Genomic DNA, 24,917 nt, shown 5'->3' with positions numbered 1-24,917 from the left:
TGAATTTGTTAACATATCTTTATATGCTGACATTTTGCTAAAATCGAGTAAAATTTTAGCCGAAAAGTTAGCACATATCAAAATATTTACTACCTTTGCACTGTAATTAAGAACAAAAAGATAGCAAACCCTTAAAAACATAAAGATATGAAAGCAATGAATTTTTTGAAGAGTGTATTTGTTGTAGCTTGCATTTTCGTAGCTAATCTTACAGTTTCTGCAAGCAATCCGGAAGCGAACTTGATTTACAACACCGAAGAAGTGGATGGCGTTAAGATGTCGGAAACCGTTTACAAGATGAACGAAGGCATCCTGACCAATTACGAAAAGTATAACTATAAATACAACGACAATAAACAAGTCGTTGAAAGCACATTGATGAAATGGGATGCTGTTCGTAACGATTGGCGCAACCACATGTGTATCAAGTACTCATACGCAGGTAACGATGTAACCATCGAATACTACAAGTGGAATAAGAACAAGAAAGATTTCATCCTTGTTCCGGAAATGACCGTTACGGTACAACAATAAGCAGCACATAAACAAACATATTTTCATAAACTCTCAACAATCTGAAAGAGACGCCTCGCGAGGAAGCGTCTCTTTTTGTTTTGCCCTATATACAATACTCCATTCACTCCCTTTCCGATAAATGAAGTTACAAATTATAAGCAAAAGGAATATATTATTCATGAAAGCTGCTTACTTTAAGAGTTTCATTAGGGTAGGATTGCAGTTTTATACGGATGAAATTACAATCCTACCCTAATGAAACTCAAAAGGAAGCCTAATGTGTTACAGATGTGATTTAAGTACCTTGGCGGCTTCTTCTCCCATTGCTTTATAACCTGCAGCATTGGGATGCAGACGGTCGAATTGGTAATCATCACGGATTTTCGTGGGATTAGCCGGGTCACGCAATACCTTATCGAAATCGATGACAGCATCAAATTTGCCGCTTGTGCGAATCCATTCGTTCACCGTCTGGCGGGCAGCCTCATGGAAATAAGACCAATAATCAGTATTACCTATCGGAGTAATCGTACCACCGTACACTTTCAGACCTTTGGCACGTGCTTTTTCAATGAATGATTCGTAAGCCTTGATAAGTTGTTGTGCCGTTTGTTCGGAAGCCTTGCTTCCGCCTATATCATTGACTCCTTCGAAGATAAGGATGCCCGTCAAGCCTCGTTGACCCATGATGTCACGATCGAAACGTTTCACAGCAGGTTCGCTCAGCCCTCCTGCCAGCACACAATTTCCACCGATACCCAAGTTCAGAATGCCGACTTCACCGCCTAACGCTTCTGCACATACGTCAGTCCAACGATTTTGTTTGTCTGTAGTCGTTCCACGTCCGTCTGTAATGGAATTGCCCAATGCGGCAATACACGGTTTGTCCGAAACTTTCACATCGATAGCAGCAATGCTATACCAATGTTCCAATTGCTCGGCTACAACAAATTCTTTTTTAGGATTTGATTTTCCTTCCATGATATAAGAAGTGGTACGAGAGCCGCGATGAGAGGTGGCATTCTTAGGAGTCGCTCCATAATAAACAGTAATAGAAAGTAATTGCAAAGGCTTCAAATCGTATTCTAACGGGTCAGAGAATACAGCTTTTCCGCCTTCGATAGTGACGTTTTTCTTACCGTCAAACTTCAAGTATTCTACGGTCTTGGGATTAATATTCTTGCCATCGAGTGCATCTGCGATATAAACCGACTGAATTTCAACCGGTTCGTTGCTCAGTTCGTTAGATAACTGCACACGGATTTCCTGACCGCCAAGAGATACATGCACAATCTGGCGGACCGAATTGCCGGTCAATGTAGTTTTCTTCGGCATATCGCCCGCTCCTGTCCATTCGGGTGCAGCCGCCCATGTTCCTGTCCAATTGTCTGCTGATACCGTGAAAACGGTCATCAAGCAACAAAGTAATGTAAGAATCTTTTTCATGTTGACTATTTTTATGTATATAAAACTTCTGTGCTGCAATATACGAAATAAAATGCAGATTATACAAATGGTTTACCGAGAAATTAATGAACAAAAAGTGCAGAGACACAAGTCTTATTTCGAAAACCTGCATATCTGCACTTTTGTTCTAATCAGAAAGTTGTTTTTTTATATCCTTTAGAAACATGGATATAATGTTTATTTCTTGTAATTCTTCAATCCCGTCTGCAAGAAGTCGATGTATTTCGCTACGTCTTCGTCATACGAATACGACTTGTTAAGCGGGTTGCCTTCGTTGTCTATCAAGACATAGAAAGGCTGGGCATTGGCTCCGAACTTCGAGCGTTGCAGATAGCTCCATTTGTCGCCCACGGTGCGGAGTGTACGTTCCTTGCCATTTTCCATAATCTTGATAGGCTCGGGCAATTTTGCCTTTTCATCTACATAAAGCGTGATGAGTACATAGTCGTCTTTCAGCATCTTGCTCACCTGCGGGTCGGTCCATACTGCCAACTCCATTTTCCGGCAATTCACGCATCCATAGCCCGTAAAGTCTATCATTACCGGTTTGCCTTGCTGGCGGGCATATTCCATACCAGCATCAAAATCTTGGAATTTAGCGTGCACCTCGTCATCGTAAAGATTGAAATCTTGCGTCTGCATAGGAGGAGCGAACGCACTGACCGCTTTCAGAGGCGCACCCCATAAGCCGGGCACCATATAGACGGCAAAAGCAAGCGAAATAAGAGCAAGGAAGAAACGTCCTACGCCTACTTTAGTGGAATCATCATCATGCGGGAATTTGATTTTGCCTAACAAGTAGAAACCTAATAAGCCGAAGATAACAATCCACAAGGCGAGGAAGGTCTCACGGTCGAGCAAACGCCAGCCGTATGCCAAATCTGCCACCGAAAGGAACTTGAGGGCAAAAGCTAATTCGAGGAAGCCTAACACCACCTTAATCACATTCATCCAGCCGCCCGACTTCGGCATCGACTTGAGCCAAGAAGGGAACATGGCGAATAGCGTGAACGGCAAGGCAAGTGCAATGGCAAAACCCAACATTCCCAATGCCGGAGCAATAATGCTGCCCGTAGTAGACACTTCCACCAATAGGAAACCAATGATGGGACCTGTGCAAGAGAAAGAAACCAACGAAAGCGTAAATGCCATCAAGAAGATGCTGAGCAATCCCGTAGTGGCTTCCGCCTTGCTATCGACCGCATTACTCCACTTCGAAGGCAAGGTAATTTCGAACGCGCCGAAGAACGAAGCGGCAAATACGACCAACATCAGGAAGAAGAAGATATTGAAGATCGCATTAGTAGACAAGGCATTGAGTGCGCTTGCGCCGAATATCAGCGTAATAGCAAGTCCCAATGCCACGTAAATCACCACGATAGATGCACCGTAGGTCCATGCGTCACGAATGCCCTTCTTCTTATCTTTCGTACGTTTCAAGAAGAAGCTGACCGTCATCGGAATAATAGGCCATACGCAAGGGGTAAAGAGGGCAAGCAACCCGCCTACTACACCTGCAAAGAAAATATAAACCCACGAATGCGTATCTTGTTGCTGTGTCTCGCCAAATTCAGAAAGTTCCTTGATGACCGGTTTCCAGTAATCATTCGTTCCCTTCAATTGGACAGGAGCAGAAGCCGTACTATCTACAGCCATCGTAGCGGTATCCTCCTTCACTTCGGATACGGGTGCCGGAGTTTTCGGTTGATCAGAAGGTTGGGCAGAAGGAGCCTGAGCAGCCGCTTGCGCTTTTCCGTTATACGAAAAATCTACGGCTGTAGGAGGCAGACAGTTCTCATCATTGCAAGCACCATACTCCAAATACCCTTTGATTACATAATCACCTCCAGTAAGCTTTACTTTTTGAGTAAACTTCGCGCTCTTCTCAAAGTAACGTACCTGCATTCCGAAGATAGGGTCCATCTTGTCGATTTCCCCTGCACCGGGAGTGAGTTTCCCCACCAATTCCGCTCCTTTGATTTCATCAATATTAAACGTAGCGGAAGTCGGTCCCCCGTCTCCCAATTCAGTAGAATACACATGCCATCCGGCATCAATCGTACCTGTAAACACTATTTCGGCTTCAGTAGCCGAAATCTCTTTCCATTCGGCCTTGAACTGCACCGGGTCTTGCATTTGGGCAAACATCGGCAGGCAGAACAGAGCCATCAGCAGCCAACAGAGTATCACTCTTGTTTTCATTGTTTTGTCTTTGGTTTTATTGGATTATGAAATTAAAATACTTCGATTCCTTTCAGTGTCGCCGAACTCGATTCGGTGATGCGCACCTTCACAAAATCACCGATACGGTGCGTACCTCGGTCGAATACTACGACTTTATTTTGTTCCGTACGTCCGAAGAGTTGTTCTTTCGAGCGTTTGGAGACACCTTCTACCAACACTTCAAACGTCTTGCCCACATCTTTTGCGTTGCTTTCTGCAGAAAGCTGATTCTGAAGTTCTATCAATTCGTTCAGACGACGTATCTTGACCTCTTCGGGCACATCATCGGGCAAATGCTTCGATGCATAGGTGCCAGGACGCTCGGAATACTTGAACATGAAAGCCGAATCGTACGCGCATTCACGCATCAGCGAAAGACTCATCTGGTGGTCTTCTTCCGTCTCCGAATGGAATCCTGAGAAGATATCGGTGCTCAATCCGCAATCGGGGATGATGCTCCGGATAGCCGCTACCCGTTCCAAATACCACTCACGGGTATATTTGCGGTTCATCAGCTTCAAGATGCGCGAACTTCCGCTCTGCACCGGCAGGTGGATGTGACGGCATACGTTAGGCACTTCGGCTATCACATGAAGCGTCTCGTCACTCATGTCTTTAGGATGCGAAGTAGTGAAGCGCACACGCATATCGGGCACCGCTTCCGCTACCGTACGAAGCAGCGTGGGGAAAGTAATCACATTCCCGTCTTGCTCGAAACGGTACGAATTGACGTTTTGTCCCAAAAGGGTGACCTCTTTATAGCCTTTCGCCTGCAAATCGCGCACTTCATTAAGAATGCTTGCTACATCCCGGCTACGTTCCCTTCCGCGGGTGTAAGGCACGATGCAGTAATGGCAGAAATTGTTACATCCGCGCATAATCGACACATAGCCCGAAACCCGGTTTCCGCAGATGCGTGAAGGAATCACGTCGCGGTAAGTCTCAGTTGTAGACAATTCCACATTGATAGCCTTCTCGCCCGCTTCCACCGAAGCAATCAGGTCGGGCAAGGAAAGATAAGCATCCGGTCCCGCCACCAAATCAACGTGGTGGTTCGCTATCAGGTCTTCTTTTACCCGTTCCGCCATACAGCCCAACACGCCTACAATAAGATGTTTGCGTTTTTTCTTCAGCGAATGGAAAAACTCCAGCCGGTTCAGGATTTTCTGCTCGGCATTGTCACGGATGGAACACGTGTTCATAAACACTGCGTCGGCTTCGTCCAAAGTGTCGCAAGGCACATAGCCCGCCATTTGCATAATCGAAGCCACAACCTCGCTGTCTGCCACGTTCATCTGGCATCCGTAGGTCTCCATAAACAGTTTCTTCGTCTCTTTTCCGGTCGCGGATTTAAAGTCCGTTCCCGCAGTTTGATTTGTCATACGATAAATGGTTTGGTTATAAATTAATCGAACACAGAGACACAAAGCCACAGAGATTCTATGTACAAGAGAATAAAGTTCATAAAAACTCTGTGTCTCCGTGTCTCTGTGTTCAATTTTATGTCTTTAATTCGCCCGCAAAGATAACAATTCTATCTCGTATCACACAATAAGCGGGAAGTTCTTATGTTTCTTTGCAGGAAAATTACTATCTTTGGGCGATTCCTTTCACACCTTACTATTAATAGCAACGGATATGAGCAACATTCTTATCATTCTTATATGCATCGTGATTGTCACTTATAAAGTGATGACACAGAAGCCGAAGGCGGAAAAGGCAGCCCGCCCGAAACCGGTTTTCGACTTTCCGGAACTATCTATGGAAGAAGACGAAGCACCCGCCGAGGAAGAACAGCCCCGCCCACGCAAAGAGCCGGTCCGATATACTCAACAAATGCAACGGCAGAAGCCGGCACCCAGCGTTCCGCCTAAAGCGGCGCATCCGACGGAAAAAGGAAAAATCAGCCTCCACACGCGGAACGAAGCGCGGAAGGCATTTATCTACTCGGAGATATTCAAACGGAAATACTAATACATAAATTAATAATACCTGAAAACTATGAACTACAACCGAATGACAGCGGCAGAAGCCGCCAGCCTGATACAGAACGGCGAAATCATCGCGCTGAGCGGATTTACGCCGGCAGGAAGCCCTAAAGCAGTAACTACCGAATTGGCGAAACAAGCCGAAGAAAAACACGCGCGGGACGAAGAGTTCCGCATCGGAATCATTACCGGAGCTTCGACAGGAGACTCGTGCGACGGAACGTTGACCCGTGCACACGCCATTAAGTTCCGCGCCCCCTACACCACCAACACCGATTTCCGCAAGGCGGTGAACAACGGCGAAATCAATTACACCGACATCCACCTCTCGCAAGTGGCGCAACGCCTGCGCTCCGGATTCTTAGGACACGTCACCACCGCTATCGTGGAAGCCTGCGAACTGACCGACGACGGACGCATCTACCTCACGGCAGGCGTAGGACTTACGCCCACCATTGCCCGCCTGGCAGACCGCATCATCATCGAGCTGAACGCGGCGCACAGCAAACGCATCATCGGCATGCACGACCTCTACGAAATGGAACGTCCGCCCTACCGCCGCCCCATCCCTATCGTCCGTCCCAGCGACCGCATCGGACTGCCCTACATACAGGTCGACCCGAAAAAGATAGTCGGCGTGGTAGAAGTGAACATCCCCGACGAGGCACGCGGATTCAGCGCACCCGACCCTGTGACGGATAAAATCGGACAAAACGTAGCCGACTTCCTTGCAGCCGACATGAAGCGGGGCATCATCCCCTCCACCTTCCTCCCCCTGCAATCGGGCGTGGGAAACATCGCCAACGCCGTGCTCAGCGCCTTGGGACGCGACTCCAGCATCCCGCCCTTCGAAATGTATACCGAAGTCATCCAGAACTCCGTCATCACCCTCATTAAGGAAGGGCGCATCAAGTTCGGAAGCACCTGCTCGCTCAGCGTCACCAACGACTGCCTCGACGACATCTACCAGAACATGGACTTCTTCGCCCACAAGCTCGTGCTCCGTCCCTCGGAGATATCCAACTGCCCCGAAGTCATCCGCCGCATCGGCGTCATCACGATGAACACCGCTATCGAAGCCGACATCTACGGCAACGTAAACTCCACCCACATCTGCGGCACGAAGATGATGAACGGCATCGGCGGCTCGGGCGACTTCACCCGCAGCGCCTACATCTCCATCTTCTCGTGCCCGTCGACCGCCAAGGGCGGATGCATCAGCTCCATCGTCCCCATGGTGTCGCACCTCGACCACAGCGAGCACTCCGTCAACGTCATCATCACCGAGCAAGGCATCGCCGACCTGCGCGGCAAGAGCCCCATGGAGCGTGCCCAAGCCGTCATCGAGAACTGCGCCCACCCCGACTACAAGCAGCTCCTTTGGGATTACCTGAAGATTTCCACCAAGGGGCAGACCAGCCACAGCCTCTCCGCCGCCCTGGGCATGCACCAGGTGTTCCTCAAGAAAGGCGACATGCGCCTCACCGATTGGGCAGAGTTCGCCGGCTGACATGTCTTTTTCACCACAGATTACACAGATTTCAAAAATTGATTATCTGAAAGAAACGCGGATTAGCGCAGATTTTCAACCAATTAATTTTATCAATCCGTGTAATCTGTGGTGAATATAAAACCTAAAATCACTACCTTTGCAGCGGAATCTCAAAAAGAAAGGAAAAGCTATGGCAAGACCAATCAAAGAAACCCCGATACTCTTCGGGGAAGACGCACGGCGGTTCGAAGAGCGGATGAAGCAAGTCCGCCGGGAAACGCCGGAAGAAAGAGAAAGAAGGCTGGCTAATTATGAATTAGCTTTGAAAATGCTCGAATTGGGCGAACGTACAAGAAAGAAAAGCGTATGAAAGCCAGTCTGCAAGCACCATTCTCATCTTACATCATCCGTAAGTTGGGACCTGAAGAAAAAGTAAAATCGTTCGATTGCGGCGATGCCGACCTGAACGATATTGCCGATTAGAATAATCTCAACCAACGCTGTAGGGGCGGGATTTGCCCGCCCGAAGGCATCCACGCGGGTGTTTTCAGGCAGGCAGACCCTGCCCCTACAAGTAAGCAGAGCCTTGAAGAGGCTCAACGATACGTAACCGCCTTTGTCATTTCAACTGCTTATGATTACAAATCTGATGTGGCAATTTTTCCGTAATTTGCAAAATATGTTCATAGACCGACTTATTTAAATCTTACCGTCCAGCTTTTTAGAAAATTGACAGCCTTCCCGTCTCTGGTTGCAGGAGTAAATCGAGGAAGTTCGGCTATCACCTTGCAGGCTATAGAATCCATACGGGCAGCCACATTGGGTGCTGCACCGTTTTCTCTTGCTGATTTCTTGATAGTCACGTCCCGGATATACCCTTCCTTGTCGATAATGAAAACGAGGTCTACCGCCCCTTTGCCAAGATGCACGTCTGACACCTGTTTCTTCACATAATTATTCAAATCGATAAATAAGTCAGGATTATCGGGAGCAGAGGTGTGTATGGGAAATACAGGACCGCCGTCAACAAGCGTATATACCGTATCGCCTTTCAAGATGAAATAGAGGGGCAAAGGGTTAACATAATAGACTGAAGCAGTATCCACGATCTGATGTTTTGTCCCTTCAGCAGATTGGATGTCCTGCTTGCGTCCTCCTTGACAAGAAAGCAAGGCAAGCGATAATAAAAAGAAAATCGTTTTCATAAGCATAAAATTTTATACAAAAAATCCGCTTCCTGAAGCCGATTTTCTCTGCCGAAATGTTGGCGAATCCGCCGATTATGCTAACTTTGCGAGACAGAAGTCAGCCAACGATCGTTGGGAACACTCCGAAGGCCTCGGAAACCCTGCCAACGATCGTTGGGAGCATTCCCAAGCCCCCGGCGGACCTGCCAACGATCGTTGGGAGCATTCCCGAGCCCTCGGCAGACCTGCCAACGATTGTTGGGAGCATTCCCGAGCCCTCGGCAGGCTTGCCAACGATTGTTGGCTGAAAAACAATGTACCACCTTAAATAGAAAACGATTATGGCAAACCAAATCAAATCTTTCGGAATGAGCGCAATGACCATCGGCTCGTGCAGCGACTTCCACACCCAAGTGAACAAACTCATCACCGCAGCCACGAATACACAAAGCAGACCGCCGAGACGCGGGGAATGCTCGCCGTGCTGGACGACACGGAGAACGCCGCAGCCGTTGCCACATTGGGGCTGACCGAGGAAGTGGAAGCGTTGCGTGAGGCAAACGCCGCATTCGAAGCGAAATTCCTTGAGAAAACCGAGGAGATGAGCGCGCGCATGGTGCAGAGCGACGTGAAGTCGGAAGACGCCGTAGCCGAGGCGAACGCCCTCTACGAGGACATCGTGCAGACGGTGAACGCCTACGCCATCGTGCAGCCCACGGACGAAATCAACACGTTCATCGCCAGCGTAAACGGCTTGGTGGGCACCTATTCGGGGATAGCGGGCAGCTCGTCGAAAGGCGGCAAAGCCGAGGGCGGCGATACGCCGGAGCCGGAACCGGAGCCTACGGAGTGAGTGGTTTAGTCGAACGCAGAGGCGCAGAAGCGCAGAGTCTTTAATTTTTTGAGAAGGCAAGAGTTCACGGAGTTTTTACGCTCTGTGTTCTTTGCTCTCTCTAAATAAAGAACTCTGCGCTTCTGCGCCTCTGCGTTCGACTAAAATCATCTACTTTTTATACAGCAGCCGGATAGCGAACTTGAGATGAAGGGCGACGGTCTGCACCGTGCCGTAATGGCGGCACATGATGCGGAAACGCTCGCGCAGGGAGGCACGGTGATTGCGCGTGGTCATCCCTTCGTTCAGGTAGTCGATGAGCGTGAGGCGGGTGTTGTGGAGCACCGTGCTTTGCTTCATCACGCGGATGCACCAGTCGAAGTCGGCAGAGAAGCGGTAGCGGAGGTCGTAGGCGACGGCATGGTCGCGGCGGGCGAAGAACGCCTGGTGGCAGACGAGCATCCCTTGGCGGAAGCTGCGCCACGTAAGGTTTTCGGGCGGTTCGAGGCGGCGCATCCGCAGGAAATGGCCCTCGCGGTCGACGATGGCGGTGCGTCCGTAGATGACATCGGGCAGTTCGGCCAGCCCCGCAAGGCTGTGGACGATGAGTTGCAGCGTATCGTCTTCGTGCAGTTCGTCGCCCGCATTGAGGAAGCACACATAGTCGCCCGTGGCGAGGCGGATGCCTTTGTTCATCGCGTCGTACAGCCCGCGGTCGGGTTCGCTCACTACGGTGTGGATGCGGTCGCGGTAGCGGTTGACGATGCTCATCGTCTTGTCGGTAGACGCGCCGTCGACGATGATGTATTCGATGTTCTTATACGTCTGGGTGATGACGCTCTGTATGGTGTCTTCGATGACGGCTCCGGCGTTGTAGGTGACGGTGATGACGGAGAACTTGGGGTGCAGATGCTGTAGCATAGGCGTTCAGGCGTTTTGTCCGGTGATGTGGTTATAGATTCCGATGTATTTCATTGCCACCACGTGTTCGGTATAGGTGCTGAGCACTTTGCGGCGGGCTTCGGTGCTGAGGCTTTGGTAATCGCCTTCGGTGAGCGACCAGCAGATGCCGTTCGCCAGGTCTTCGGCAGAACGGTAGCGGGCTACGTATCCGTTGTGCAGGTGGTCTATCATTTCGGGAATGCCTCCGATGCAGAAGCCAACGCAGGGCACGCCGCACGACATGGCTTCCATAATGGTGTTGGGCAGGTTCTCTTGGAGCGACGGGGTGACGAAGAGGTCGACAGCGTTGTAGACGGCGGTCATTTCCTTCTCCTTGCCTATGTAGCTGAGGCAGTAGACGGGGAAAGGGAACAGGTCGGCATACTGTTGCGACTCCTTGCCTACGACCACTACGGCAAGCTTTTCGCAGAATCCGGGCTGCTTTTCGTGGAGCAGGCGGCAGGCTTCCACCAAGTAATCAATACCTTTCTTCTTGTCGGTGATTTTCATCGAACTGAACAGCAGCAGCCGTTTGTCTTCGGGAAGGTTGAGTTTCCGCCGGGCTGCAACCTTGTCGGTAGGATGAAACAGGTTGGTATTGATAGGATTGGGAAGGTTGGTCACGGTATGTCCGAGGGTGAGGGCGCTTTTCTTTGCCAATTCTTCCAGCCAGCGGCTGCACGCCACGAAAGTGATGTTGGCGTCTTTATAGAGCTGTTGCTTCTTGACAAACGTCTTGTAGGAAAGGTCGTGACGGTGCCCGCGGTAAAGCAAGGGGCAATCGTGACACTGCGCCTGATAATGCGTGCAGTCTCCCGCGTGGTGGCAGATGCCGGTGACGGGCCACATATCGTGCATGGTCCACACGACGGGCTTGCCCGACAGGAAGATTTTCCGAAGGTCTTGCAGCGAGAGCAAGCCCTGGTTGACCCAATGCAGGTGAATGACATCGGCTTGGCGGAATTCGGGCAGCGAAGTGATGTCGGTGCCTGTGTTGGCAATGTCCACGGCGAAGAGGTTGTGCTTCTTGAAGCGGTTGGCTATCCATATCACGATGCGTTCCCATACGAATTGCCAGATTTGCCGCCACGACTTCTTCAGCGCGACCACGGTCACTTGGTCGGTCTGCTTGTCGCGCACCAGCATCTTGGCTTTGATGCCGCTGTTCTTCAAAGCCTCCATCAGGCGGCTTGCTGCGATTGCCGCGCCTCCTGTCCGTTCGGATGTATTTATGATAAGTACCCTCATATTTCGTCAAAGTTTTTGCAAAGGTACGATTTTCTCTAAGATAAATTCGCTACTTTTGCGCGATATGAAAAGAAAAATGATATTTGTCCCCGCCGGAGGCTTGGCAAACCGCATCCGCGCCACGCTTTCCGCCATTGCATTGGCGGAACAAGCCGGCATTGATTTGAGAGTAATCTGGTTTCGCGACTGGGCGTTGCACGCAGCGTTCCGCGATTTGTTCGTGCCTCGGCGTTTGCCTGAGAGAGTGCGTATTGTCGAGGCTTCAGCTTCCGACTTGTTGGTGTTCGACCGTCCGCGGCAGAAGAACTTCCACGTCCCTGCCCTGTTTCAGAAACTGTTGTTCCGCTCGTGCCTATACGAGCATCAGATAGACGCGCTCCGCACGCAAGGTTTCGATTTCGAAGATTGGGTAAAGAAAGGGAATGTCTATATGGCATCCTATCTGCCTTTCTACGCTTATCCCGAAACGCTGTTGCACGAAGTGTTCCGCCCCGTGCCACAGGTGGAAGCAGTCATCGGGAAACGTGCCGCCGCTTTTTCCGCTTACACCGTAGGCGTGCATATCCGCCGCACCGATAATGCCTTGTCTATCGAGCACAGCCCGCTGGATTTGTTCTTCGATTGCTTGGACCAGGAACTAGCGGCACACTCCGACCTTTGCATCTATCTTGCCACCGATTCGGAAGAAGTGAAGCAAGCAATGCGCGCCCGCTACGGCGAACGCATCGTCTGTGCCGAGAGCAAGGCAGACCGCAGTACCACAGAAGGCATCCGCGAAGGCATTGCCGACCTATGGACATTAGCACGCACGCAGAAGATATACGGCTCGTTCCACAGTTCGTTTTCCGAATTGGCAGCAGAATTAGGCAACATACCCTTGAAAACGGTTACGAAATAATTAATAATGAACAATTAAGAGTGAATAACGACAGACTAAAATCTGTGCAATCTGTGATGAAAAGCATCACGCCCCGAAATCCCCTCTTAACGTCCGCTTGATGCGGCGGATGGCTTTCGCCCAAAAGCCGTTGGTGCGATGATAATAGCGGGCGAAGGCCTTGCGGGCTGCTTGGTTTTCGGCAATGGGAGCGATGGGGACGACGGGCAGGGGCTGCATCCATAAGTCGGAAGCATAGAGGCCGCCACCGCCGCAATTGGTACCCGTGCCGTCGAAGCCTGTGTTCTGCACCAACGATTTGCCTACGTTCAGCGAAAGGATACCGGCAAGGAAAAGGCTGGCATTCCAACGGATAGCCCACGAATTGTTTTTGCCCGCTATCTGGCGGCGAAGCATCCGGGTAAAAGGATAATTGCCGTCGAAATCGAAGGTACGGGTGAGGCGGCGGGCTTCTAGTTGGGCGAGCAAGGCTTTCCCGTCGGGATTGAAATGCCGCCACGCCCGTGCCCATGTTGCCCATCCCCAGCTTCCCGTCCACTTGATGAGGAAGGTGTCGGGTAGCGAAGGGTCTTTCGTGAAGTCGCATGCCTGAATATGCCCCACCCGCTCTTCGTCTTTATAAACCTCCAACGCATCGTTCATAAAGCGCAGGAAGTAAGGCGAAACCACCAAATCGTCTTCCAATACAATCACACGCCCGTAAGCGTTGACTTGCGTAGTCACTCCGTCGATGATATTGCGGGCAAGCCCCCAGTTCTCGGCGCGTTCGATAAGGGTGACCTGCTTGAAGCCACCGATGTTTCGGATATACCGGCGCACCTCGTCCACGTTCGGACGGTCAGCCTCGCTTCGGGCTTGGTCGGCATAGATAAATAACCGGCTCTCTGCCGCTTCGGCATTGGCTTGCAGGGATTCGATGACTCGGCGGGTATGCTCGGGACGATTGTAAACGAATAGGAGGATTGGGGAATACATTGCTTCAGTTAAAAATTAAAAGTTAAGAATTAAAAGTGTGTTTAAGGGGGCACCACAGAGGACACAGAGTATCACAGAAAAAATAATTTTAAAGACTCTGAGTGCCTCTGTGTCCTCTGTAGTGAATATTCATAAGAAGTGCGCTCCCGCCTGTTCCGTTTCCCGGCGGATGCGGACGGCTTCACACGTCCGGGCACTTAGCTTTGCGGTGAGGCGCAAGTAAGTACATCCGTCTTTCAGCTTCAGCCGGGCGAATGCTTGCAGGGCTTTTTTCATACAGGCGAGCACGCTGTAGGCGAACGCGCCCGAAAAGGGACGGTTCAGATTCGCGTATTCGGAGAGCAGATAGACATACTCCGAACGGAAGAACGCCTCGCGCGAAACGGTGCGGAACTCCCGGTCGTGGCATCCGAAGGCTTGAGGAGCATAGCCCACCTTCAACCCGTGGCGGTGCAGACGATTGATGTAGTCCTTATCCTCGCCGTAATGGTAGAAGAGCGGGGAGAATCCGCCTACCGTCCGCAGCGTGCGGGCAGGGATGAACCAGAAAGCGGCGTTGACGAACGGAGCCTCCACGACGTCTTTATCCGCCGGAAGGTCTTCACGCCGAGGACACCCGACGTATTGGGCGAATCCCTTATCCAGCCCGTTTCCCGCCCCGTTCAGATGCACAGGCGAGAGGATGCCGAACGCCGGATGCCGCTCTGCCCGTTCTGCCAAAATGCCGAGCGCATCGGGACTGACCCACGCATCTTGGTTCAGAAGGAAGGCAGCGTCATACCCTTCGTCTAAGGCGAGGCGCAGCCCGATATTGTTCGCCCGCCCGAAGCCGAGGTTCTCCCCGTTGGCGATGAGGTGCACCCACGGATAAGATTCCCGCAGAAGGGAGACGGTACGGTCGGTCGAGCCGTTGTCAATCACCAGCACGTCCGTAGGGTGAACAGAGCGCGTCAGGCTCTCCAAGCAAGGCTTCATCCACCGCTCGAAGTTATAAGAAACGATAATGGTCAGTATTTTCATTGGTGTTTGTTTTTGAGGGGTCACCACAGAGGATACAGAGGCACACAGAGTTTTTAAATTTATTTCCTCTGTGGTACTCTGTGTCCTCTGTGGTGAAATATAACATTCATTTCGTAAACCACATCAGCAAGGTCGTCCATCTATCCCGCAGCCGCTTGCGCAGGCTCACGGCAGGCACGCCCGTCAGTTCCTTTGCCCGATGCCAGAAACGCTCCTCGTCGCCCAAGCCTTTCTGCTTTTCGAGGAGACGGAAGAGACGGTACAGCCCCCGCTTCTTCTCGTAAGGCAGGTGCCACACGGCGAGACGCTCGTCTTTGGGACGGACGTTGTTGAACTGCGGCGAAGTCCACATCCGCTTCACGTAACGGTTCGCCACGGCATTGCGCAAATCCAGCCGCTCGGCAAGGACGCTCAGCACGTGCGCCTCCTCGTTCAGCTTCGGCTCACGGCGGTCGGCACGGGCGAGATTGAATGCCCAAAGCCCGGCGTATGCCTCGTTGATGCGGCACACGCTGTCGCCCCTCAGCCCGATGAACTCCCCGCCGTAATAAGCGAGGGGCAAACGGGGCGGCGTGCTGTAGCAGGCAGAGTAGAACGTCTCCATTTCGGGCAGCGTAATGCCGTTGATGGTGGCGGAGCGGTCGGTGATGAACTCGTAGAGCGCGCTCCCTTGTTTCCGTATTTCATCGAAAAGCCCGTCGAGCGGCGTGCGGCACAAGCAGTCGGCATCGCACACCAAGAGCGCATCGTCCGCCTTCATCCGCCCGCCCATCCAGCCGAGGATGTCGTACAAGTAGAACTGGTTCTGCCATGCGCCGTACCAGCCCTTCGGAGGCCGCCGCTCGTAAGGCAGCGTCACGGTCTCCACCCCTAATTCGTCGAACAGGCCGAGCAGGAAGCGGGGCAACGCATCGCGCCTCAGGTTGGTGAAGAACAGCAGCCGCGCCGCCGGGTTGTAGTGGCGGAAGGTGCGGAAGAAAGGCACCTGTATCTGCATATAGACGGAATGCACCAATGCCGAGTCTCCCCTCTGCCCCATCTGCGGGTAGAAGCTCGCCTCGTCCGCCGATTCGCGGTAGAACCAAGTGGCAATGTAGTTCATATAGTTAATAGTTAAAAATGAATAGTTAATAACGGCAGATGCCATTGCTTACCGTTATTAACTATTAATTATTCATTGTTCATTATCGAAATCCGTGTAATCTGTGGTGAGTTCAGAAATCAAGCTTCGGGGTCTTCTTCCTCCTCTTCAGGACGTGTGAAAGCGTCTTGCTTGTAGCGCAGGATAACGGAGTTCTGCAAGTCGATGAACGCGGCGTAAGCGTCCTCACCTTCTATCAACACGAAGGCATTCACCACCTGCACTAACTGGCGGTACGCCTCGTCGACGGCGGTACGGGCTGTCTTCATCGCACCTACGGTACGGGCGGCATACTCGTTGTCGCGCTCCTCGATGAGGGTATTCACACGTTCGTTCGCCTCGGCAAGCTGGGTGACCACGTCGGTAAATCCGAGCGTGGCGACTTGCGCAGCATATTTGCCCGTCAGGTCGTTGCAAAGGTTGGTAAGCAATCCCGTCTCCTTGTCAAGCTGCATCTGCGGGTCAATGCCGTAATCCTTGATGTGCTGTGCCAGCACTTTGGCAGCCTCGGCAATGTTTGCCACGGGGAATCCCGTCATTCCCTTTACTGCCTTGCGGTAGCTGCGGTAGAGCGAGTCGCGGAGCTTGTCGGCGGCGGCGATGTCGTCGGTGATAAGGCTTTTCTGCGAGATTTTCAACGCCTCGTCCTCGGCAGCAAGGTCGGTTTCGTAGACAGTGACGAATTTGGCACATTTTTCGGCGAGAGCGGTTTCTGCCTTGACACGTGCCAATGTGTTGGTGTGGAACGTGAAGTGCGCTCCGTTATTCAGGCGGTCCAGCCTGATGGTGTCAATTTGTTTCATATCCGTGAAGGTTTAATTTATTTGTGCCGAAGATACGATATTTTTTCTTTCCGTGCAAGTGCTGCGGAGGCTTCGTCGGTCGGCAAAGCGTTGCCCGCACGTGCTGCGAAGCTTTCGGCGCCGCCATTTCGTTGCCAGCAAGTGCTGTGAAGGCTTCGGCAGCCGACAAAGCGTTGCCCGCACATGCTGCGAAGCTTTCGGCGTTGCCATTTCGTTGCCCGTATGTGCTGCGGAGGTTTCGGCAAGTTCCGCCAGCTTCTTTTTACCTGAATCGATACAGATTTTTAGCGGCTTTATATGAGGTTTTTAATGTTTTTATCTTAACTTTGCCCGCGTAACCCGCACATAATTAAGCGGGTCATCGATTTTTTGAAAATAAGGAGCGTTATGTCTGCATCTTGTAAGTGCGAAGCCTGAGAAACTTACCACGTAAATCAACAAGAAGTCGGCGTAGCAGTTCCCACGTCATAGCGTGGGCTGCTATTACCATATCTGTTGATTTAGGTTTTCTCAGGGCCTGCACTTTAAGACGTGGTTCATAGCAGTGCCACGCTTCCGTTTTATAATAATCTGTCCTTTGGGTACTGGAGAGCAACGAAAAACACTTCGATTATGAAAAAGATTTTATCACTTGCAGTTCTGCTGGCATTTTCGCTCGCTATGTATGCGCAGAAAGATGTAACTAAGTTCCTCGGAATCCCCGTTGACGGGACAAAATCAGAAATGATAAAGAAACTGAAAGAGAAAGGGTTTACAGAATGTTCGTATGACAAGGATGTATTGGAAGGCGAATTTAATGGGACGGATGTTCAAATATTTATTGTAACAAATAATAATAAAGTATGGCGGATTGCTGTTGCTGATGCTAATACAACAATGAATGAAGCAGATATTCGGATAAGATTCAATAATCTGTGCGAACAGTTTAAGAACAATAAGAAATACACATCATTTTCATCTTCTGATTATACAATACCTGATGATGAAAATATATCTTATGAAATAACGGTACACAACAAACGCTATGAAGCGAGTTTCTATCAAAAGCCAGATTCTGCTTCTATGGCTCAAAGTGTACTCTCAAAATATCCCAAAGAACAATTAGATAGTTTGTCTGAAGAAGAACAGAAAGAAGTTATAAGAGAATTGGTTTCATATGCAGTAGAAGCAGCAAGTAATAAAAGCGTTTGGTTTATGATTGCAGAACGTTTAGGAGGATATTACATTGCAATGTATTATGATAATGAATACAACCACGCTCAAGGGGAGGACTTATAATTAAGTTCAATAGTTAAATTGTAGGGGCGGGGTCTGCCCGCCCGAATGCATCCACGGCGGATGTTTTCGGGCGAGCGGACCTCGCCCCTACGGTGTTTATAGCTGCTAAATGTCACGGCAAGTAATGCCGGATCCACCCGTTCACATCGTAGGCGGCGCGGACGGGTTCGGGGACTTCGGCTATGGGGCTTTCGATGAAGGCACGGAGGCTGTCCGCGGGGTCTTTGCCGAGGATGAAGACGTTCTGCGGACGGTAGAAGTCGTAGGAGGCTATCTGCGGGTTGTTCGTCAGGAGCTTCTTGCCGTAGAAGAGGGCTTCGAGGGGGCGGCGGGTCAGTCCCGTCTGTCCCTGCTGGCAGATGTCGATGACGCAGCGGGTGCGGGAGAGTCGGTCGAGGTACTGGGGATAGGTGAGCTTCTCTGCCGGGGTGCGGGGGATGACGAAATCGCACGTGAGGGCTTCGGCTTCGAGGCGGGTGCGGAGGTCGTGGAGGAGGGCGGCTCGGTCTTTGGGCAGTCCGCAGAAGAAGCAGTCGGACGTGATGCCGCCGGGCTGGCGGTCGGGATAGCGGAAGTATTGGCCTGTGCACGCCATTCCGTAGCGTTCCGCCTCGCAAGGGTCGAAGCTCGTCAGGCGGTAGCCCAAGGCGCGGATGGCTTTTAGTTCCTCAGCGGGACGGCGGAAGGTGGTCTCAACGGGGTTGCAGTAGTAAATGTAGCAAGGCACTCCCTTGGGCAGGTAGGGACGAATGGCACGGAGCACCCGCACGTTGCACGCTTCGTAAATCAGAATGGCGTCGCCCGCCTGTGCACGGACGAGGCGGTCGAAGTGCTCTTTCGGGAACCAATAATACAGGATTTGTTTGGGCAGGGGGATGCGTCCCACCAACAGGCTCCGGGTGATTCCCTTTATGCGTCCGGCGGGATAACGCAGGAAGTCGGGCAGGGTCACGATGCGTTGCCGGAGTTCGGGCTTCAAGCCTTCGAAGATTTCAAGCGGGGGGCTGACTACGTAGAGGGTGCTCATCGAGTAAATGAAGAGTTTGCTTGTAGGGGCGTATCGCATACGCCCTGAAGACATTCACGTGGATGTTTCCGGGCGTATGCGATACGCCCCTACTGATGTGGTTTTACTTGATAATGTGTATAGGATTATCCGTTTCTACACCGTTCAAGCGTACGATAGTCTCGGATTCCGGCTCTTGGTTTTCCCACCAAAACTTATGGCTGAACGTGATGGTGTCTTTCGGAGTGCCGTCGTTCCAGTCAAGAATAATGCTTTCGTTATTATAGTCTCTGTTTCCGTAAAATTCACCGATGATCAATAGGTAACGTCCGTCTTTTGTCTGAAAGGTTTGTAGCCCGTAGAATCTCGGAAGATAGTCTCGTGACAATACTTCACAGACGAGCGAATCTTTCTCGTAGGTCTTGTCCCGGAAAATCATTTTGATACCTTGGTTGGCAATGGAGTTTTCCGTTTCGGGATTCAGCAGGTCGTTGCCTTCGGCATCGGTCACTTCGATACTGATGCCAAACGGATAGATGTCCCAAATCACGTCAGGGGCTGGTCCGTCTAAGTTCTCGTCATCGTTACAGCTTGTGAAGCAGCAAAGGCTAAGGAGCATCGCTCCTAACAATAAGAATCTTGTTTTCATAATGATTTTGTATTTTAGATTGTTTTTATGCCATTTTCCCTGTCGCCAGTTCGTGTTCAAGGTATTCGTACACGTATGCGGTGCTTTGCGAAAACAGCCCCGTGCGGAGGTTTGTCAGCTTGGCGTAGGTGTCCGAAGTGTAAAGGGTGCGAAGGGCTTCTTTCAAATCCATTCCGTGCTCTTCCATCAAGAGGAGCACGATTTCCTTGGATATCTCTTCTATCATAAATGTTTCTTTGGTCATAGCGTTTCGAGTTTTTTTAGATAACGGATTGCTTTTTCTGTGCCGAAAAAATATTGGATGGTGACTCCTTTCATATATTTCAATTCTTTGATGAACTGGTCCTTATCTATCAATCCTGCCATGAATCGTCGTATTTGAAGACCGACAGCATCGTTTGCTATCGGTCCAATGACAATGTCATAATTGTGTGCAGGAGTTCGGGTACGGTTCCGACGATTCATCAATATGAATTCCGCCCATTCCTTACTGTAATTTTGGAAACGGAGTACAGATAAACCTGTGTCGCACAAGCTATTTTCATCAAACTCGTAAACATTCAATGTAGGACTTCCACTTCCGATTTGTTCTGTTTTCCGTTCAGCCAGTTCACGCGCTTGCTCTTTATCTGCCGAAAGATAAAATCCGCATCCGAAATCTTTACCTGTTTTCGATTGTGAAAGGTCTATATGAATGATATCAATATTAGAACCGTGATAAAGTATCATATCAAGGCGCCTCCTTTCCGATGACAATAAGCAGTAAGGTCTTCTATGACATCTTCGAATGAAAAGGTATGTTCGACATTGTAGAAGCGGTTCACAAAGTCGATGCCTTTAAATCTGTCTAAATAGCGGTAGGCTTGCGATGGGGTAAGCGAATGGGCGGCAGCAAATTCGCTTATTACGGCAATGATATAAGCTACCTTATCTTTAATATCAGGTTCTGTTTTCATATCTGTTTAGTATTTAGATATTATTTCCGCAAATGTAGCAAAGTTCCGTTACTTTGCAAACGATTTACGGGCGTTTCTTCTTGAAGAAGTAATTGATGCACTCTTGCAGGATTTCGGCGTGGGCGAGCTTCATTATGAGGAAATAGCACGCGGCGGCTGTGATGATTTTCGTAAGGAAAGTGACGAGGAGCGGGCCTCCTGTCCATTCCGATACAACCCATCCGGAGGCACAAGCTATGAGAGCGGTAAGGAGGAAGGGAGCTATGTCGAGCAGGAGCATCCGCAGGCTGAGGCGGATGAAGCGGCGGGCGAAGCGTTGCCATACGAAAAGCCATAGGATGTTGATGCATACGCCAGTAATGACCATGGTATGGATGCTGCCTCCGAAGCGGACAATCGTCAATACGGTTGCCAACTGGAGCACGACCTGGGCGATAATGTTCCACATATAAATGTTCGATTTCCCCTGGCTGATAATCAGGTTCGAAAACAAGGTGTTGAGAGGGATGAATGCACCTCCAATACAGAGCAATTGCATCAAAGGGATGCTGCCCGTCCATTTCCCGCCTACGGTAATCAGGATTAGTTCGTGCGTCACGATGCTCAGCCCGAACATGGCAGGGAAGGCAAGGAAAGCGCAGAAGCGGAGAATCTTGCGGAACACGCGCAGGGAACGTTCGCGGTCATCGTTGATGCTTGCCAATACGGGCTGTGCCACGCTGCCCATCATTCCCGTAATGAACTGATGCCCAGTGCCGTTCCATTTGTTTGCCTGATTGTAGTTGCCCACGGCTTGCGGGTTGAAATACTTTCCCAATATCACCGAAAGCAGGTTGTTGTTCAGTTGGTTGGCGATGTTCGTTATCAGGAGTTTGCTACTGAAGGCAAAAAGCGGCTTCAGCGGACGGAAGTCGATGCGGAACGTGGGTCGCCAAGGCGAGAAATACCACGTGCAAAGCGTCACCGTAATCAGGTAAGTAAGGCTTTGTGTGGCGATGCCCCAATAGGAGAAGCCGCAAAAGGCAAGCGTGATGCCCAAGCAGCCCGAAACCACGTGGGCAATGATGCCCGAAAGGGCTTGCTGGCGCACTTTCAGGTTGCGGAAAAGATAAGCTCCCTGTGCCGTGCCGAGGCTGGCAATGGGAATGGCAAGAAAGCAATAGCGTGCCAATGGGGTGAGTTCAGGCTCTTGATAGAACCGGGCGATGAGCGGAGCGCAACAGAAAAGGAGCAGATAGGCGCACGTGCCGATAAGCAGGCTGCACCAGAATACGGCATTGTAGTCTTCGTGCCGGATGTTCCTCACGTTCACCAATGCCGCCCGGAATCCGCTTTCCTGTAACGAATTCCCGATAAGGGTAAAGATAGTGAGCATCCCCACCATTCCATATTCATCGGGCGAGAGGATGCGTCCCAAGATAATCCCGAACAAGAGCACAAGCACCTGCTGGGCACCATTGTTAATGGCTCCCCAGAAGAGTCCTTTGGCTGTCTTTTCTTTTAATGAAGGTTCGGGCATAATAAATAAAGATTAAAGACAAAACGCAGATTAGCGCAGATTTACGCGGATTTTTATTTTATAATCTGCGAAAATCTGCGTTAATCTGCGTTTCAAAATAAAATGATTACTTCACTTCGCTTCCCGGCTTCACTTCACGCAATACCGAAGTGACTGCCAGTGAGCCGTCGAAGTTTTCGGCACTTAATATCATGCCTTCGCTTACCAAGCCGTTCTTGAACTGGCGCGGAGCAAGATTAGCGATGAACAGTACCTGCTTGCCTACCAATTCTTCGGGTTTGTAATGCTGGGCGATGCCACTTACAATGGTACGGTTTTCCAGTCCGTCGGCAATCTTGAACTTCAGGAGCTTCTTCATCTTGGGCACGGTTTCGCATTCCAATACCGTACCTACACGGATATCGAGCTTGTCGAAGTCTTCGATAGATACCGTCGGCTTCACGGGATTTGCTTTGTAAGCGGCTGCTTCGTTCGCCTTCTTGGTGGCGAGCAGCTTGTCTACTTGTGCCTGAATGGTCTCGTCGTCTATCTTTTCGAACAGAAGTTCCGCCTTGTTCAATTGATGTCCGGCTTCTAACAGGTCGGTACGTCCTAATTGTTCCCAACTGAAGTTTTCCATGTTCAGCATCTTGCGGAGCTTTTCGGAACTGAAGGGCAAAAACGGCTCGAAGGCGATAGAGAGGTTTGCCACCAATTGAAGGGCGATGTGCAGAATGGTAGCCACACGGTCCATATCGGTCTTCGCCAACTTCCACGGCTCGGTATCTGCCAAGTATTTATTGCCGATGCGGGCAAGGTTCATCGCTTCCTTCTGTGCGTCGCGGAACTTGAATACATCAAGCAGCTTCTCTACCTGTGCCTTTACATCGGCAAATTCTTGGAGGGTTGCCTTATCGTAATCGTTCAGTTCGCCGCAAACGGGCACTTTGCCTTCAAAATATTTGTGTGTCAAGACAAGGGCACGGTTGACGAAGTTGCCGTATACAGCTACTAATTCGTTGTTGTTGCGTGCCTGGAAGTCTTTCCATGTAAAGTCGTTGTCTTTTGTTTCGGGAGCGTTGGCGGTCAATACGTAGCGCAATACGTCTTGCTTGCCGGGGAAATCTTGCAGGTATTCGTGCAGCCATACAGCCCAGTTGCGCGAAGTAGAGATTTTGTCTCCTTCCAAGTTCAGGAACTCATTGGCGGGCACGTTGTCGGGCAGGATATAGCTGCCTTCCGCCTTCAGCATAGCGGGGAACACGATGCAGTGGAACACGATGTTGTCTTTCCCGATGAAGTGGATAAGGCGTGTTTCAGGGTCTTTCCACCATTTTTCCCACGAGTCGGGAAGCAATTCCTTGGTGTTCGAGATATAACCGATAGGCGCGTCAAACCATACGTAGAGCACTTTGCCTTCGGCTCCTTCTACGGGTACAGGAATACCCCAGTCAAGGTCACGGCTCACGGCACGTGGCTGAAGTCCCATATCAAGCCACGACTTGCATTGTCCGTACACGTTGGGACGCCATTCCTTGTGGTCCTCCAATATCCATTGGCGCAGCCACGCTTCGTGCTTATCGAGGGGCAAATACCAGTGCTTGGTTTCTTTCATCACGGGTTCACTTCCGCTGATGGCACTCTTCGGATTGATAAGTTCCGTAGGCGAAAGAGTGGAGCCGCACTTCTCGCACTGGTCGCCGTAAGCTCCCTGGGCGTGGCAACGCGGGCATTCGCCCGTAATGTAACGGTCGGCAAGGAAAGTCTTCGCTTCTTCATCGTAATACTGCATCGAAGTCTTTTCGATGAACTCGCCTTTATCGTAAAGGGTGCGGAAGAAATCGGAAGCCGTTTTGTGATGCACTTCCGATGAAGTGCGTCCGTACACATCAAACGAGATGCCGAATTCCTTGAACGAATCGCGAATCAGCGTATGATAGCGGTCCACGATGTCTTGAGGCGTGCAGCCTTCTTTCTTGGCACGGATGGTGATAGGCACACCGTGCTCGTCCGAGCCTCCGATGAATAACACATCTTCTTTTTTCAGGCGCAGGTAGCGCACGTAGATGTCAGCGGGCACATATACGCCAGCCAAGTGTCCGATGTGGACAGGTCCGTTGGCATAAGGCAGTGCCGAAGTGACGGTAGTCCGTTTGAATTTCTTTTCCATATAGCGTATGTTTTTTCTTTGATATCAAATAACTTTTGCAAAGATACAGTTTTTTTTCGTACGTTTGCAGAAACCAACCCTTTATGCGTATGAAACTGATAATGTTCTTATGCCTGTTCGTTTTAACGACTTGCCAAATGCAAAAGAAACCGGACCAAACGCTTACGGTGCAAACAGATACAATACGGAAAGATACAGTACAAAGAGAACGGAAAGAGCCGATAACCATCGAAAATTTGCCCGGCATCGATGCGCCTGTCATTTTAGATGAAGATACGGTTTATACGGATGTCGATACGCCGCCCGTGTTCTCGGCTGGAGATTTGGAAGATTATTTGCAAGAAGCCGTAAAGGACATTCACATTGGCGAAGCTATCCCGGTAGTCATGTTCGTTGTAAGCAAGGCGGGGTATCCTTGCCACGTTGCCATCCGAAGGTCGGCAAACGTTTTTATTTCCGATATTCAAACCGCTCAGAAAATAGACTCTATTGCCTGCAAGCTTGTCCAGGACTTACCCCGCTTTACTCCCGCAAGCCTTGATGGAGAATTGGTTAACCATCGGATGGTGGTAGCGGTCAGATTTAAATGATAAAGCATAACTGATAATTGGGTACCTCTAAAAACGAA

General features: G+C 50.5%; 25 protein-coding genes. 8 read left to right on the top strand and 17 right to left on the bottom strand.

The genetic code is table 11. From position 1 onward, the window contains the following. Window positions 1-147: 147 nt before the first annotated feature. Window positions 148-534, top strand: coding sequence for a DUF3836 domain-containing protein (locus B5F91_RS10310; RefSeq protein ID WP_087429011.1), 387 nt, complete (start codon window positions 148-150; stop codon window positions 532-534). A 264-nt stretch (window positions 535-798) separates the two neighbouring features. On the opposite strand, the gene B5F91_RS10305 is transcribed toward B5F91_RS10310, so the two are convergent. The 3 genes from B5F91_RS10305 to miaB form a co-directional block, all read right to left on the bottom strand. Continuing rightward, window positions 799-1,962, bottom strand: coding sequence for an SGNH/GDSL hydrolase family protein (locus B5F91_RS10305; RefSeq protein ID WP_087429010.1), 1,164 nt, complete (start codon window positions 1,960-1,962; stop codon window positions 799-801). 198 nt (window positions 1,963-2,160) lie between these two features. Next, entirely contained in the window at window positions 2,161-4,185 is a 2,025-nt protein-coding gene (locus B5F91_RS10295; RefSeq protein ID WP_087429008.1) for a cytochrome c biogenesis protein CcdA, read from the bottom strand. A 32-nt stretch (window positions 4,186-4,217) separates the two neighbouring features. After that, window positions 4,218-5,588 carry a tRNA (N6-isopentenyl adenosine(37)-C2)-methylthiotransferase MiaB gene (miaB, locus tag B5F91_RS10290; RefSeq protein ID WP_087429007.1) on the bottom strand — a complete coding sequence of 457 codons (1,371 nt, stop codon included), beginning with the start codon at window positions 5,586-5,588 and terminating at the stop codon, window positions 4,218-4,220. Between the two features lie 256 nt (window positions 5,589-5,844). On the opposite strand from miaB, the gene B5F91_RS10285 reads away from it, so the two are divergent. The 3 genes from B5F91_RS10285 to B5F91_RS10275 all read left to right on the top strand — a co-directional run bounded on the left by B5F91_RS10285 (window position 5,845) and on the right by B5F91_RS10275 (window position 8,056). Continuing rightward, window positions 5,845-6,180 carry a hypothetical protein gene (locus B5F91_RS10285; protein ID WP_087429006.1) on the top strand — a complete coding sequence of 112 codons (336 nt, stop codon included), beginning with the start codon at window positions 5,845-5,847 and terminating at the stop codon, window positions 6,178-6,180. 27 nt (window positions 6,181-6,207) lie between these two features. After that, the gene (locus B5F91_RS10280) at window positions 6,208-7,704 is read left to right on the top strand and encodes an acetyl-CoA hydrolase/transferase family protein (protein WP_087429005.1); all 1,497 of its coding nucleotides are present in this window, start codon (window positions 6,208-6,210) and stop codon (window positions 7,702-7,704) included. Window positions 7,705-7,876: 172 nt separating this feature from the next. Beyond that, window positions 7,877-8,056 carry a hypothetical protein gene (locus B5F91_RS10275; protein WP_087429004.1) on the top strand — a complete coding sequence of 60 codons (180 nt, stop codon included), beginning with the start codon at window positions 7,877-7,879 and terminating at the stop codon, window positions 8,054-8,056. Window positions 8,057-8,381: 325 nt separating this feature from the next. On the opposite strand, the gene B5F91_RS10270 is transcribed toward B5F91_RS10275, so the two are convergent. Continuing rightward, complete coding sequence (locus B5F91_RS10270; RefSeq protein WP_144025107.1) at window positions 8,382-8,891, bottom strand: hypothetical protein; 510 nt, start codon at window positions 8,889-8,891, stop codon at window positions 8,382-8,384. Between the two features lie 373 nt (window positions 8,892-9,264). Between B5F91_RS10270 and B5F91_RS10260 the strand changes: the two genes are divergently transcribed. Then, entirely contained in the window at window positions 9,265-9,726 is a 462-nt protein-coding gene (locus tag B5F91_RS10260; RefSeq protein ID WP_255376667.1) for a DUF6261 family protein, read from the top strand. A gap of 150 nt (window positions 9,727-9,876) precedes the next feature. On the opposite strand, the gene B5F91_RS10255 is transcribed toward B5F91_RS10260, so the two are convergent. Continuing rightward, the gene (locus B5F91_RS10255; protein ID WP_087429000.1) at window positions 9,877-10,626 is read right to left on the bottom strand and encodes a glycosyltransferase family 2 protein; all 750 of its coding nucleotides are present in this window, start codon (window positions 10,624-10,626) and stop codon (window positions 9,877-9,879) included. A 6-nt stretch (window positions 10,627-10,632) separates the two neighbouring features. Continuing rightward, window positions 10,633-11,895 carry a glycosyltransferase family 4 protein gene (locus B5F91_RS10250; protein ID WP_087428999.1) on the bottom strand — a complete coding sequence of 421 codons (1,263 nt, stop codon included), beginning with the start codon at window positions 11,893-11,895 and terminating at the stop codon, window positions 10,633-10,635. A 76-nt stretch (window positions 11,896-11,971) separates the two neighbouring features. Between B5F91_RS10250 and B5F91_RS10245 the strand changes: the two genes are divergently transcribed. Then, window positions 11,972-12,793, top strand: a complete 822-nt coding sequence (locus B5F91_RS10245) for a glycosyl transferase (RefSeq protein ID WP_239416402.1) — start codon at window positions 11,972-11,974, stop codon at window positions 12,791-12,793. 66 nt (window positions 12,794-12,859) lie between these two features. On the opposite strand, the gene B5F91_RS10240 is transcribed toward B5F91_RS10245, so the two are convergent. The 4 genes from B5F91_RS10240 to B5F91_RS10225 all read right to left on the bottom strand — a co-directional run bounded on the left by B5F91_RS10240 (window position 12,860) and on the right by B5F91_RS10225 (window position 16,732). Continuing rightward, a complete protein-coding gene (locus B5F91_RS10240) occupies window positions 12,860-13,768 on the bottom strand; it encodes a glycosyltransferase (protein ID WP_087428997.1) in 909 nt (302 codons plus the stop codon). A 129-nt stretch (window positions 13,769-13,897) separates the two neighbouring features. Further along, complete coding sequence (locus B5F91_RS10235) at window positions 13,898-14,788, bottom strand: glycosyltransferase family 2 protein (RefSeq protein ID WP_087428996.1); 891 nt, start codon at window positions 14,786-14,788, stop codon at window positions 13,898-13,900. Window positions 14,789-14,894: 106 nt separating this feature from the next. Further along, window positions 14,895-15,890, bottom strand: coding sequence for a hypothetical protein (locus tag B5F91_RS10230; protein WP_087428995.1), 996 nt, complete (start codon window positions 15,888-15,890; stop codon window positions 14,895-14,897). A 119-nt stretch (window positions 15,891-16,009) separates the two neighbouring features. Continuing rightward, window positions 16,010-16,732: a DUF6261 family protein gene (locus B5F91_RS10225; RefSeq protein ID WP_087428994.1), complete on the bottom strand. Its 723-nt coding sequence runs from the start codon at window positions 16,730-16,732 to the stop codon at window positions 16,010-16,012. 612 nt (window positions 16,733-17,344) lie between these two features. On the opposite strand from B5F91_RS10225, the gene B5F91_RS10215 reads away from it, so the two are divergent. After that, window positions 17,345-18,010, top strand: a complete 666-nt coding sequence (locus B5F91_RS10215) for a hypothetical protein (protein WP_087428992.1) — start codon at window positions 17,345-17,347, stop codon at window positions 18,008-18,010. Window positions 18,011-18,122: 112 nt separating this feature from the next. Here the strand turns inward: B5F91_RS10215 and B5F91_RS10210 are convergent, their stop codons facing one another. The 7 genes from B5F91_RS10210 to metG form a co-directional block, all read right to left on the bottom strand. Next, window positions 18,123-19,091, bottom strand: a complete 969-nt coding sequence (locus tag B5F91_RS10210; RefSeq protein WP_239416401.1) for a hypothetical protein — start codon at window positions 19,089-19,091, stop codon at window positions 18,123-18,125. 49 nt (window positions 19,092-19,140) lie between these two features. Next, on the bottom strand, window positions 19,141-19,665 hold the full coding sequence (locus tag B5F91_RS10205; RefSeq protein ID WP_144025106.1) for a hypothetical protein: 525 nt from the start codon (window positions 19,663-19,665) through the stop codon (window positions 19,141-19,143). Window positions 19,666-19,690: 25 nt separating this feature from the next. Beyond that, window positions 19,691-19,909, bottom strand: coding sequence for a hypothetical protein (locus B5F91_RS10200; RefSeq protein ID WP_087428989.1), 219 nt, complete (start codon window positions 19,907-19,909; stop codon window positions 19,691-19,693). After that, the gene (locus tag B5F91_RS10195; RefSeq protein WP_087428988.1) at window positions 19,906-20,394 is read right to left on the bottom strand and encodes a DUF3990 domain-containing protein; all 489 of its coding nucleotides are present in this window, start codon (window positions 20,392-20,394) and stop codon (window positions 19,906-19,908) included. The genes B5F91_RS10200 and B5F91_RS10195 overlap by 4 nt, the downstream gene beginning before the upstream one ends. After that, window positions 20,391-20,621: a DUF3791 domain-containing protein gene (locus B5F91_RS10190; protein WP_087428987.1), complete on the bottom strand. Its 231-nt coding sequence runs from the start codon at window positions 20,619-20,621 to the stop codon at window positions 20,391-20,393. The genes B5F91_RS10195 and B5F91_RS10190 overlap by 4 nt, the downstream gene beginning before the upstream one ends. A gap of 64 nt (window positions 20,622-20,685) precedes the next feature. Beyond that, window positions 20,686-22,140, bottom strand: a complete 1,455-nt coding sequence (locus tag B5F91_RS10185; RefSeq protein ID WP_087428986.1) for a lipopolysaccharide biosynthesis protein — start codon at window positions 22,138-22,140, stop codon at window positions 20,686-20,688. 106 nt (window positions 22,141-22,246) lie between these two features. Beyond that, window positions 22,247-24,289, bottom strand: coding sequence for a methionine--tRNA ligase (gene metG, locus B5F91_RS10180; protein WP_087428985.1), 2,043 nt, complete (start codon window positions 24,287-24,289; stop codon window positions 22,247-22,249). Window positions 24,290-24,426: 137 nt separating this feature from the next. Here metG and B5F91_RS10175 point away from each other — a divergent pair, with 137 nt between their 5' ends. Then, window positions 24,427-24,879: a hypothetical protein gene (locus B5F91_RS10175; RefSeq protein WP_144025105.1), complete on the top strand. Its 453-nt coding sequence runs from the start codon at window positions 24,427-24,429 to the stop codon at window positions 24,877-24,879. Window positions 24,880-24,917: the final 38 nt, after the last annotated feature.

It is taken from the genome of Bacteroides sp. An322 (assembly GCF_002161765.1).
GTDB classification, from domain to species: Bacteria; Bacteroidota; Bacteroidia; order Bacteroidales; family Bacteroidaceae; genus Phocaeicola; species Phocaeicola merdavium.
Note: the sequence above shows the minus strand (reverse complement) of the source record. Positions and strands in the feature narration are given on the sequence as shown.

Bases quoted from the DNA above. Each gene is read 5' to 3' on its own strand.
- B5F91_RS10190 (WP_087428987.1), bottom strand. From the start codon at position 20,621: ATGAAAACAGAACCTGATATTAAAGATAAGGTAGCTTATATCATTGCC.
- B5F91_RS10270 (WP_144025107.1), bottom strand. From the start codon at position 8,891: ATGAAAACGATTTTCTTTTTATTATCGCTTGCCTTGCTTTCTTGTCAA.
- B5F91_RS10255 (WP_087429000.1), bottom strand. From the start codon at position 10,626: ATGCTACAGCATCTGCACCCCAAGTTCTCCGTCATCACCGTCACCTAC.
- B5F91_RS10245 (WP_239416402.1), top strand. From the start codon at position 11,972: ATGATATTTGTCCCCGCCGGAGGCTTGGCAAACCGCATCCGCGCCACG.
- B5F91_RS10295 (WP_087429008.1), bottom strand. From the start codon at position 4,185: ATGAAAACAAGAGTGATACTCTGTTGGCTGCTGATGGCTCTGTTCTGC.
- B5F91_RS10235 (WP_087428996.1), bottom strand. From the start codon at position 14,788: ATGAAAATACTGACCATTATCGTTTCTTATAACTTCGAGCGGTGGATG.
- B5F91_RS10230 (WP_087428995.1), bottom strand. From the start codon at position 15,890: ATGAACTACATTGCCACTTGGTTCTACCGCGAATCGGCGGACGAGGCG.
- B5F91_RS10310 (WP_087429011.1), top strand. From the start codon at position 148: ATGAAAGCAATGAATTTTTTGAAGAGTGTATTTGTTGTAGCTTGCATT.
- B5F91_RS10250 (WP_087428999.1), bottom strand. From the start codon at position 11,895: ATGAGGGTACTTATCATAAATACATCCGAACGGACAGGAGGCGCGGCA.
- B5F91_RS10210 (WP_239416401.1), bottom strand. From the start codon at position 19,091: ATGTCTTCAGGGCGTATGCGATACGCCCCTACAAGCAAACTCTTCATT.
- metG (WP_087428985.1), bottom strand. From the start codon at position 24,289: ATGGAAAAGAAATTCAAACGGACTACCGTCACTTCGGCACTGCCTTAT.
- B5F91_RS10215 (WP_087428992.1), top strand. From the start codon at position 17,345: ATGAAAAAGATTTTATCACTTGCAGTTCTGCTGGCATTTTCGCTCGCT.
- B5F91_RS10205 (WP_144025106.1), bottom strand. From the start codon at position 19,665: ATGAAAACAAGATTCTTATTGTTAGGAGCGATGCTCCTTAGCCTTTGC.
- B5F91_RS10175 (WP_144025105.1), top strand. From the start codon at position 24,427: ATGCAAAAGAAACCGGACCAAACGCTTACGGTGCAAACAGATACAATA.
- B5F91_RS10195 (WP_087428988.1), bottom strand. From the start codon at position 20,394: ATGATACTTTATCACGGTTCTAATATTGATATCATTCATATAGACCTT.
- B5F91_RS10225 (WP_087428994.1), bottom strand. From the start codon at position 16,732: ATGAAACAAATTGACACCATCAGGCTGGACCGCCTGAATAACGGAGCG.
- B5F91_RS10275 (WP_087429004.1), top strand. From the start codon at position 7,877: ATGGCAAGACCAATCAAAGAAACCCCGATACTCTTCGGGGAAGACGCA.
- B5F91_RS10200 (WP_087428989.1), bottom strand. From the start codon at position 19,909: ATGACCAAAGAAACATTTATGATAGAAGAGATATCCAAGGAAATCGTG.
- B5F91_RS10305 (WP_087429010.1), bottom strand. From the start codon at position 1,962: ATGAAAAAGATTCTTACATTACTTTGTTGCTTGATGACCGTTTTCACG.
- miaB (WP_087429007.1), bottom strand. From the start codon at position 5,588: ATGACAAATCAAACTGCGGGAACGGACTTTAAATCCGCGACCGGAAAA.
- B5F91_RS10280 (WP_087429005.1), top strand. From the start codon at position 6,208: ATGAACTACAACCGAATGACAGCGGCAGAAGCCGCCAGCCTGATACAG.
- B5F91_RS10285 (WP_087429006.1), top strand. From the start codon at position 5,845: ATGAGCAACATTCTTATCATTCTTATATGCATCGTGATTGTCACTTAT.
- B5F91_RS10240 (WP_087428997.1), bottom strand. From the start codon at position 13,768: ATGTATTCCCCAATCCTCCTATTCGTTTACAATCGTCCCGAGCATACC.
- B5F91_RS10185 (WP_087428986.1), bottom strand. From the start codon at position 22,140: ATGCCCGAACCTTCATTAAAAGAAAAGACAGCCAAAGGACTCTTCTGG.